Annotated in this window: 12 protein-coding genes and 1 pseudogene; 11 read left to right on the top strand and 2 right to left on the bottom strand. The window is 41.1% G+C overall.

All coding sequences use genetic code 11. The annotated features are described in order from the left end of the window. The first annotated feature begins 134 nt into the window (after nt 1-134). From MSP8886_RS21650 to MSP8886_RS21610, 10 genes are all read left to right on the top strand, one after another. Nucleotides 135-554 (top strand): GNAT family N-acetyltransferase, encoded by a 420-nt coding sequence (locus MSP8886_RS21650; protein WP_083201097.1) that lies wholly within the window; start codon nt 135-137, stop codon nt 552-554. 102 nt (nt 555-656) lie between these two features. Beyond that, nucleotides 657-1,088: a hypothetical protein gene (locus MSP8886_RS22400; RefSeq protein WP_067021164.1), complete on the top strand. Its 432-nt coding sequence runs from the start codon at nt 657-659 to the stop codon at nt 1,086-1,088. A gap of 118 nt (nt 1,089-1,206) precedes the next feature. Continuing rightward, a complete protein-coding gene (locus tag MSP8886_RS22395; protein ID WP_175365337.1) occupies nt 1,207-1,383 on the top strand; it encodes a hypothetical protein in 177 nt (58 codons plus the stop codon). 176 nt (nt 1,384-1,559) lie between these two features. Further along, on the top strand, nt 1,560-2,651 hold the full coding sequence (locus MSP8886_RS21640; RefSeq protein ID WP_175365336.1) for a HEPN domain-containing protein: 1,092 nt from the start codon (nt 1,560-1,562) through the stop codon (nt 2,649-2,651). A 110-nt stretch (nt 2,652-2,761) separates the two neighbouring features. Beyond that, nucleotides 2,762-3,304, top strand: coding sequence for an NADPH-dependent FMN reductase (locus MSP8886_RS21635; protein WP_067021158.1), 543 nt, complete (start codon nt 2,762-2,764; stop codon nt 3,302-3,304). A gap of 95 nt (nt 3,305-3,399) precedes the next feature. After that, on the top strand, nt 3,400-4,089 hold the full coding sequence (locus tag MSP8886_RS21630) for a helix-turn-helix transcriptional regulator (protein WP_067021155.1): 690 nt from the start codon (nt 3,400-3,402) through the stop codon (nt 4,087-4,089). Between the two features lie 61 nt (nt 4,090-4,150). Continuing rightward, complete coding sequence (locus MSP8886_RS21625; RefSeq protein ID WP_067021152.1) at nt 4,151-4,471, top strand: hypothetical protein; 321 nt, start codon at nt 4,151-4,153, stop codon at nt 4,469-4,471. Between the two features lie 82 nt (nt 4,472-4,553). Then, a complete protein-coding gene (locus tag MSP8886_RS21620; RefSeq protein WP_067021149.1) occupies nt 4,554-4,880 on the top strand; it encodes a hypothetical protein in 327 nt (108 codons plus the stop codon). Between the two features lie 103 nt (nt 4,881-4,983). Beyond that, on the top strand, nt 4,984-5,550 hold the full coding sequence (locus tag MSP8886_RS21615; protein ID WP_067021147.1) for a histidine phosphatase family protein: 567 nt from the start codon (nt 4,984-4,986) through the stop codon (nt 5,548-5,550). 106 nt (nt 5,551-5,656) lie between these two features. Then, entirely contained in the window at nt 5,657-5,941 is a 285-nt protein-coding gene (locus tag MSP8886_RS21610; protein ID WP_053047195.1) for a MazG nucleotide pyrophosphohydrolase domain-containing protein, read from the top strand. Nucleotides 5,942-6,186: 245 nt separating this feature from the next. Here MSP8886_RS21610 and MSP8886_RS21605 read toward each other — a convergent pair whose 3' ends face one another. Further along, nucleotides 6,187-8,166: a putative bifunctional diguanylate cyclase/phosphodiesterase gene (locus MSP8886_RS21605; RefSeq protein ID WP_083201096.1), complete on the bottom strand. Its 1,980-nt coding sequence runs from the start codon at nt 8,164-8,166 to the stop codon at nt 6,187-6,189. Between the two features lie 367 nt (nt 8,167-8,533). Between MSP8886_RS21605 and MSP8886_RS21600 the strand changes: the two genes are divergently transcribed. Next, on the top strand, nt 8,534-8,812 hold the full coding sequence (locus tag MSP8886_RS21600) for a hypothetical protein (RefSeq protein WP_067021141.1): 279 nt from the start codon (nt 8,534-8,536) through the stop codon (nt 8,810-8,812). 198 nt (nt 8,813-9,010) lie between these two features. Here the strand turns inward: MSP8886_RS21600 and MSP8886_RS21595 are convergent. After that, a pseudogene (locus MSP8886_RS21595) lies at nt 9,011-9,208 on the bottom strand (hypothetical protein); the annotation flags it as partial.

Below are 9,208 nucleotides of genomic sequence, written 5' to 3'. Positions count from 1 at the left end.
TGCTCGTTTTTCCATTTTCAGTTTCTGTGAGTAATTTCGTAAAGTAACTTTGATTCAGTTACTTACGGCGTTCATTAGAACTTTTTGGAATTGTCTAAACGCGCATGCGCACTATTAAAATGTTATGTAGATTTATGAAGATCGAGAAAGTAGAACAATTACCAAGTGATATTGAAACTCTGATAACTGAAAGCCAATTGGAAGGTTTTCGCTTTTTAGCACGACTTCAAAATGATTTTGTAAGCGGAGTAAATAAGTTCAATAAGAACGGTGAAACCCTTGTGACTGTTAGGGTCGATGGTAAATTGGTAGCTATCGGTGGTATTAATCGCCAAGATGACTGCGCGCGGTTGCGTCGATTCTATGTAAGTAAGTGCAGTCGTCGTTTGGGTGTTGGACGCGAATTGCTCGAATTTCTTGAGAAACATGCGTCTCAGTATTTCACAAAAGTCACTTTATTTACCGATACTCTACAAGCGAATCAATTTTACGAAGCCTGTGGTTATTTACCTGTAAATAGGCATCACGTTAGTCATGAGAAAGCATTCACATAACAAAGCGTTTAAGAGCGATTCCGCAACGCGTGCCAGTTTCGCTTCGCTCACAGTATGGCACGCATTACGTCACGCCTTAACGCGGCGTTATACGAAACCAATATGAAGCAATGGAGTGACATAAAGCGAGAATTCAAAACAGATGGATCTCTGAGGGATATCTATGTAGAAGATATCGAGACAGCTGTTTGGGATACGTTTATAGCTGAGGTGAAGCGGTCGGAGTACAAATTTGAGTTTACTCACGGAGATGTTGAGAAGGAATTACCTAATGATCTCATTACAATCAAGAGTATGCAGCAAACCAACCCTACGACCTTATTCCTCTGGATAGCCGAAAAAATCCAGTTAAATTGCCATTTTTTTGTAGAAACAGAAATTGAGCTAGATGTTTCACCACACGATATAAAAACTGAAAGTTCATACAACCAACTAATAAGCTTCCTAGAATGGCTTGCAACTGTCACCAAGGGTGAAGTCAAGTTAACTCATGAAGGTATGCAGGAGCAGGTGATCTTAAGTGTTGGCGAGTAAATCGTATAACAAGCACCTGCACCGGAAAACCAAAAGCGCCGCTTCGCTCTGCTTTTGTTTTCCGGTGAGGTGAGCGTTAGTGGGCAAAGGAGTTTAATCAAAGTATGGAAGTTATAAAATGAAAGAGTTCAAAGTAGAGTACTTAATTTTGATGGATGATGAGGGCGCTTTTTGTGATAGTAAGACTACTTTCAACAAGCTGTTGCAGGTAAACTCTGACATTAAGATAAGTAATAAAAAGCTTACATACAAAGGAAGTTTTGAAGTTGAATATGGTTTGATTTCAGGGAAGTAGAGAACAAAGGGCAGCGATTTTTCCAACTTACTTTAAGTGCAACGTGTGAACACGATAAACTTGATATCTTTGTAGAACTGTTAAGGGATATTAAGAAGATAATCCAAAAGTCTGGCGGAAAGCCTGAAATCCTAGTAGATGATATTTCTACTTTCTATTCACAAGAGTCTTACCCTTTGATTCATTGTATTGAAAATACAATGAGGAAGTTAATAACCAATTTTATGCTTCGAAAAGTAGGTACTAGTTGGTTAAAAGAATCATCTCCTGAAACATTTAAAGTAGCAGTGGAAAAAAGTAAAAGAAAAGATGCCCCACAGGTATATAAAGTTGATTTTATTCATTTAGCAGATTTCTTATTTAAACCTTACTCCGTCCACAATACTAAAAGCCTTTTCGATAAATTGGATTCAGCCGAGTCAATAGAGTCCTTAAATCTGGAGCAACTTAAAGAATACATTCCAAAATCAAATTGGCAGAGGTATTTCTCTGAAATTGTAGATTGTGAAGATTCATTTTTAGATTCTCGTTGGAGAAAACTATATGATCTAAGGTGTTTAATTGCTCATAACGCAATTGTCACAAAGCGTGATCATGAGAATATTAAGCAGTTAGTAGAAGAAATTAACAATAGCTTAGATAAAGCGATTAAGGATATAGATAAAATATCCGTTCCCGCTGATGATAAAGAGATTGTCGCGGAAAGTGTTATGTCAAATATAAACTCTCTCTATGGTGAATTTATTCGAACATGGAAACGGTTAGATACTTTTGTTTTGAAAATATCTAAATTGACAAATACTCATGTTCGAGAAAGAACCATGCCTGATGGTCGAATTAGAATGTATCCAGTACCTAGGCATATTTTATTTAGGGAGTTGAAGAAAACCTCATTATTGCAACCAGACCTTATTGAACAGCTAATATATTTGCAAAACTTTAGAAATCGATTGATGCATGCTGAAGAAATGTTCTCTGACTCTGAAATAGAAAGTAATATACATCTAGCGCATGAGTGTACAGCTCAATTGAATCGTGTTTTTGAACTATCCATGACAAGAAGAGCAATCATAGAATTAGATGATAATGTGCCTGAGTCAATGACTGGAGTTATTCGTTTAGGTCGAGTTATTGTTGAAGATATCGAAGGAGTTCATGAAAGAGATGACCTAATCGATAATTCAGAGTTTCATGATATGAACGAACTAGTCCAATATGTTACTTCCAATACCGGCGTTTTTAGTGAAAACGTACAAATAGCCCACTAACAAGGCATTTAAACGGAACTAAAACAGTGGGTTGCGTTCCGCTTCGCTCCACAGTATAACCCACAATTTTAGCCCGCTTAATGCGGCGTTAGACTAAAAAAGAGGACAGCATGAGAATACTAGCCATCTCCGGAAGCGCCCGAGAAGCATCCACCAATACTGCTTTGCTGAGGGCTATGAAGAGCTTCACTTCGGATAGCATCGAGTTGTCTGTTTTTCATAGGCTAGATTTGCTGCCCGTTTTTTCTCCAGACTCTGAAGGTGAGGCAACACCAGTGGCGGTGTGCGAATTTATGGGAACGGTTTCTGCTGTTGACGGCATTATTATATCGAGTCCAGAGTACGTCCGATCCATTCCGGGCGGCCTCAAAAATGCCATTGATTGGATGGTTTCTCGTTCCGAAGTTGTAGGCAAACCCATAGCTTTAGTACATGCTTCTCACCGTGGTGACGATATGCTCGCTTCTCTAAGGGTAGTGCTTTCCACAGTCAGCGATAATTTTCTGGAAGACGTGTTTTTGCGTATCCCTCTTATCGGAAAGTCCCCAGAAGAAATCGAAGAATTCGTTGCGGTTCCGGAGTATGAGTCGCAAATTTCGACGTTTTTGAGCAAATTTGAAGCAGCGATCCAGAATAGTGGCGGCCAAGCCTAACAATCGGCTGTACGGCGACCGCTTTTCCGCCGCTTCGCAGCTCCAAACCGGCGCGTGAGCCCGGCGTTAGGCAGAAGAATTTCCAAGGGTAGGGTGTGAGAAAATCAGATAGGCTTTTTCAGTTAACCAATATCTTGAGAAGACACCAACCGCTTACGGCAAAGCAGTTGGCTGAAAAGTTGATGGTGTCTGAAAGAACGATCTATCGCTATGTTGATGATTTGTCGCTGTCTGGAATACCAATTTATGGAGAGCCTGGTGTTGGATACCTTCTGTCAGAAGGGTTCGAGTTACCGCCTTTACAATTGTCGCCGGGTGAGTTGGAAGCACTGATTGCAGGGGTGAGTTTTACAGCGTCTTTGACTGGAAAGGATTTTGCAGCTTCAGCACATTCTCTGTTATCAAAGATCGAAGCGGTATTGCCGAGTGGATCGAAGATAATTTCCAGCGAAGATAGAGTGATTAGGGTGCCGGCAATCCATCGCGGATCTGAAACGTATCACGTGTGGGGAACGGTTCACTCAGCTATAGAGACAAAGCGATGGATCACTATCGACTATAACTCGCTTTCAGAGGTTGAGACATCGAGAACCATATTTCCTTTAGGGCTATTTTATTGGGGTGGTAGATGGACATTAGGCGGTTGGTGTGAGCTACGCGGCGACTATAGAGACTTTCGGGTGGATCGCATAAACAGGTTAGAACTTTGTGATCATGAGGGTGCTTTGCCCAAGGGTGTTTCTTTGTCAGCATACATTGAATTTAAAAGTGCAAAATTGGACTGACATAATGCTGTCAGTAGTGAAGCCTTAGAGTTGGTATTCAAGCAATAACTGAGGAGTTGACATGATAAATAATAGTAACATTGACAACATTGGTGGCATGGAGTTTGCGACCTTCAGACTGAAAGAAGGCGTGACAGAAGCCAGATTAGTAGAGCTGTCAAATCAAGTAGAGTCCGAGTTTCTTAGCCGACAAGAGGAACTCATCCTCCATTTTCTAGTTCGTGGAACTGATGGTATCTATGCAGATGTGGCCATTGCCAGCTCGCAGGAAAAAGCTGAGGAGTATTGTCAGCAATGGCTAGGTAACGCAGTGGCATTGGAATACTTAGAGCTTCTTGAAAAAGAATCTGTGAACATGACGTTCTGGACGAAAATTAACTAAAAGCCTAACAAAAGGTTGCACAGGAGACAAAAGCTTCGCTTTTGTCTCCTGTGAGCTTGGCGTTAATTGGCAAGGGGAGTTCATGCCAGAGGATAAGAAGAAAGGACAGCGAACCTTTGTGGTAAACCAAACCCACATTGATCCGTCTACAGAGAGCGGAACTCAATTGACTCTCGCGAAATATGAGTTGATCTACGCCATCATCGGGCAGGTTTTAGGTTTGGTTTGTATTCTGGGTGGGTTGGCATTGTTCCTCAATGGGATTGCAGGCTCGACAAATTGGACGGCCAAAATCTTTGGCGCAGAGTCGACGATTACCGATGCCGCACCTGGGGCCATATTGTTTATAGTTGGCTTGTTCTTGGTTTGGGTAACCCGCTATAAGTTTTCCCACAAAAAAGCCAATTAACAAGGCAATTAAATTCGTTCCGGCCTTGCGGCCTCCACCGGACGCCCTTGTCAGGGCGCCGTTTATTGCTGGCGTTATGTTTACACCACACTATGGAGTCTTTTTGAAAATTACATTAGTACGGCATGGGAAACCAAAGGCAAGTGCAAATCCAAAGGTTAGTGCAGTTGGTTTTGCTAATTGGGTGATAGCTTATAATCATTCATTGGTCCTTTCGAGTAGTAAACCTTCAGAAGAATTACGTAAAAGAACTAATGGTAGTTATACGGTTTCTAGTGACTTAAATCGTGCTCGACATTCTGCTGAATTATGCTCAGGCAAAGCGCCAGATTTGGTGCTGAGAGAGCTGAGAGAAATGGATATTCCACGATTAAAATTACCTTTTTTCATATCCGTTGATAATTGGCTTATTATTTCTAGAATTTGTTGGTTTTTAGGAATATCAGGTAAGAGTGAATCATTTAAAGTTGGTCGAAAGAGAATATTATCTGCAGTTGATGTGCTAGTAGAACAAACGCATAAAAACGACGATATAATAGTATTTGGTCATGGATTAACAAACAGTTTTGTTGCCAAAGAACTGAAGCGTAGAGGTTGGCGCATTCAGCAAAAGAGTAAAGGTTTTTGGGGCACAACAGAACTAGTAAACATAACTAATCGCATCAATTGACAAAAATACATGTCACGAATTTGGGTACCCAAAATGTAGCGCCATGCATTTTTGCAACTGTGCTCAGCGTTATACGCTTAATGAAAAATGATACAAAAAGGACGTTATGAAGTTATCTGAATTACAAAGTCATATAAAAGAATTCGATTATGCGCCAGAGCAATCTGAACACTATTTTTTAAAACTAATCGAAGAAGTTGGCGAATTATCGGAATCTATTCGCAAAGGTAAAAGTGGGCAACCAACGCTAGATGAACTCAAAGGTTCAATCGCAGAAGAGTTATATGACGTCTTGTACTATGTTTGTGCTTTAGCCAATATTCACGATGTAAACCTTGAGAAAACGCATGAACTAAAAGAAGTTTTGAATAAGGTTAAGTACAACCGATAGGACGCGTATAACAAATTGTTCAAGAGGGATTCAGCACGCGTGGCATTTTTACTATGCGTTGGTTTAAGTGATTAAGGTGGTATGCGGTAGCATCGGTGTTGCGTGCTTCACCCCTTAACAAGGCGTTAAACCAAGACACATATCCACAACTCGCCAGTCTCTATCCCCCATAACTTTCTAGCGGCTTTGACGATGGTTTCATTAATAGCTGGTATGAGAGTCAAGTGATTGAGGCTACTCTGTTGTTAATGTGCTAAGAAATTATTTTGAAAGTCTGTTGAGGGTAAAGGTTTGCTAAGGTAATAACCTTGCATTTCATCGCATGCCAATTCCTGCAGCATGGTAAGTTGCTCTTGAGTTTCGACGCCTTCGGCAATGGTTTTCATGCCAAGTTGTTGAGCAAGGCTGATGATGGCACTGACAATTGCGTAGTCATTTGCATCTGTTGTCATGTCCCGAATGAAGGATTGATCTATTTTTAGCTTATAAATAGGGAACTGTTGTAGATAGTTTAAAGATGAATAGCCTGTGCCAAAGTCATCTATTGAGGTGCGTACTCCTATCTGTTGAAACGCTTTCATCGTCTCAATGGCTTTTTGCGGATCGGCCATTGCACCTCGTTCAGTCAATTCCATTTCAAGTAGCGTAGCCGGTACTTGAAACTCGTCTAGTAGATGTTTGATGATTTCCGGCAGGTTTTGGACTTGAAACTGGATAGGTGAGAGGTTTACAGCCAGTCTTACTGGCGTTATTCCTTGTTCTTGCCAGTTTTTCAGTTGGTTAATTGTTTCGCGCAACACCCATTCACCAATCATTAAAATCTGACCGGTATCTTCCGCAATGGGAATAAACTCGGCAGGAGAGACGGTGCCTAGTTCCTTGCTATGCCATCTTAGCAGCACTTCAGCGGCGATGACTTGGCCTGTTTTTAGATCCATTTGAGGCTGAAAAAACAAGCTGAGTTCTTGCTTTTCTATTACGTCGTGGAGTGCGTTTTCAAGCAGCAATACTCTTTCTGAGTGGCTTTGCATTTCCGCCGTGAAAAACGTTAATCGATTACGACCTTCTTTTTTGGCGCTGTACATGGCGGTATCTGCGCGTTTATACAAGGTGTCAAAATCTCGTCCATCGCGGGGAAATAAACTAATGCCAATAGAAGGTGTGATAACAAATTGATGTTGTTCTATCTGGTAGCGATGTGAAAGCACTTGGCTAATTTCGGTCGCTTTTTCTTTTGCCTGCTCTTCGGTTACATAGGGCAAAAGTATAATGAACTCATCGCCGCCTTGACGAGTAACGAAGCCGGATTCTTTTATCAGTGAGGTCATTCTTTCACCCACGGACATTAGTAGCTTGTCGCCTATGTTGTGTCCCATGGTGTCGTTGATATTTTTAAAGCGATCAAGGTCTACAAATATTAAAGCCAAGCCCGTTTTTTTGAGTTCGCTGCATTGGATGAGTGTATTAAAGCTCTTATACAAAGAAGAGCGATTTGGTAATCCAGTGAGAGAGTCGTGGCTGGCGAGCCACTCGACTTGTTCTTGCGCTTTTTTAAGGGCATCAATATCAATGCGGATACCCAGTAGTCGAGTTGGCACATCGTTTTCATCGAATTCCGTTACGGTACAGCGGACGGCAATCCATCGATATTCGCCATTAGCATGGAGAATTCTTGCTTGATAATTATATTGGTTTAATTGGGACTTGCCTTCGAGAAGAGCTCGAATAGTGTCAAAAACAAGCGGCCGGTCATCGGGATGAACTTTTTCGATTTCAGCTTGGCGGTTTCCTAACCCTTCTATAGGAGGATAGCCAAGCATAGAAAAGTAAGAGGGGTTTGCGAACCACTTATCGTTTCGTACGTCCCATTCCCAGACACCAATACTGGTGGCTTTTAATGCCTCATTCATGCGCAGCTCTGATTCAATCAGCGCATTTTCTCGTTCTTTGTAAGAGGTGATCAGGTAGGCTGAACAAGCGACAGTATTGTCATCAAGAAGATGCTTTTTTACTAGGTAGCAAACAGGGGCTCCATTTTCTTGAATTAACCATTCCTCTCTTTCTCCAATAGGAGAGTCTAACAATACGGCAAGCCGAGTTATTGCTGCGTCTGATAATGGAAGCTCAGAAGCGCTTCCTAGCACTTTTTCTTGTGGCGTATTAAGTAATTCCGCAAGCGCTTTGTTGGCATATAAGATATGGCCTTGTTGGGTTGTAAGCCACATAAGGTGGGCGTTATTAGCGTCGAGAAGAGAGATAAGTTGTTGATAAGTGGACTGATATGTATCAAGGGAATGTGTCAGCTGGTGTTTGTTTAAAACCAATCGAATAGCGCGCCATGTGAGCACGATCAGGAGCAATCCTATTATTACAAACCAAGGCGTTTTATTCACATTAGACCTTCAAATGTGTTCAGATGTTATTGCCTTCCTTGGCGACAAGGTAAAAATCAGTACCGCTAAAAGTAACACTAGCACAATACTAAGCGATTTACTGACGTTCAACTGTAACGCTATATAAAGCGAATGTTGTATTTTGTAATGGTCACAACTAAAATTGCTTTATCCTTTTGTCGGTAGCCCCAGAGAAAACATGCCGGATGGTCTACCTTTTGAATTATCAGATTACCTTGAATGGGTTGATATGACTGGGCGAATCATCCGAGAAGATAAACGTGGCGTTATCAATGCCTCTCTGTTGCCGATTCTTCAACGACTCAATATATCCTCAGAAAATTGGCTTTGTATCGCCACAGAATTTGGCGCAAGAACCGGTGCTGTTGTTGGTGCCGAACAATCTATAGTGCATTATTGTGATTCAAATAAACTAAATAGAAAGCCAAGATCCCGTCATAACCGACTACTCGCTTAGCTTTATTCCAGCATTCATAGTCTTTCTTTATTTACTAATCATGTATTAGTAAATTTACTCGCCTAAAAACCCCCAAAAACCCGCCTTTTTAGCAGTTAGTTATCCCTTAACGAAACGATAAAAGATGAGTTCCATATAAATTCTTTCTGTGAAGAAGATAGTTTTGTATGATGTAGCTAGGTATTTAATATGGGTGTCTCACAAAAAGTGCGAATTAATATCTTGAATGCGAATACGTAAGCACTCACTGATCCTAAGTCCTGAGCCATTAAGTCCTGAGCCATATAGCAATGAGAACATTAAGTGATCCCGTTCATTCAAGCAGCTTAGTATTTTCTGAATGTCGTTAGGTGCTAAAACAATGGGTAAGCGCCGACCTTGTTTAGCATGCTGAAA

This window comes from Marinomonas spartinae, assembly GCF_900089775.1.
GTDB classification, from domain to species: Bacteria; Pseudomonadota; Gammaproteobacteria; order Pseudomonadales; family Marinomonadaceae; genus Marinomonas; species Marinomonas spartinae.
The sequence above is the reverse complement of the archived record's forward strand: the minus strand, read 5'-3'. Positions and strand labels throughout refer to the sequence as shown.

Bases quoted from the DNA above. Each gene is read 5' to 3' on its own strand.
- MSP8886_RS21650 (WP_083201097.1), top strand. From the start codon at position 135: ATGAAGATCGAGAAAGTAGAACAATTACCAAGTGATATTGAAACTCTG.
- MSP8886_RS22400 (WP_067021164.1), top strand. From the start codon at position 657: ATGAAGCAATGGAGTGACATAAAGCGAGAATTCAAAACAGATGGATCT.
- MSP8886_RS22395 (WP_175365337.1), top strand. From the start codon at position 1,207: ATGAAAGAGTTCAAAGTAGAGTACTTAATTTTGATGGATGATGAGGGC.
- MSP8886_RS21635 (WP_067021158.1), top strand. From the start codon at position 2,762: ATGAGAATACTAGCCATCTCCGGAAGCGCCCGAGAAGCATCCACCAAT.
- MSP8886_RS21625 (WP_067021152.1), top strand. From the start codon at position 4,151: ATGATAAATAATAGTAACATTGACAACATTGGTGGCATGGAGTTTGCG.
- MSP8886_RS21620 (WP_067021149.1), top strand. From the start codon at position 4,554: ATGCCAGAGGATAAGAAGAAAGGACAGCGAACCTTTGTGGTAAACCAA.
- MSP8886_RS21610 (WP_053047195.1), top strand. From the start codon at position 5,657: ATGAAGTTATCTGAATTACAAAGTCATATAAAAGAATTCGATTATGCG.
- MSP8886_RS21605 (WP_083201096.1), bottom strand. From the start codon at position 8,166: ATGTGGCTTACAACCCAACAAGGCCATATCTTATATGCCAACAAAGCG.
- MSP8886_RS21600 (WP_067021141.1), top strand. From the start codon at position 8,534: ATGCCGGATGGTCTACCTTTTGAATTATCAGATTACCTTGAATGGGTT.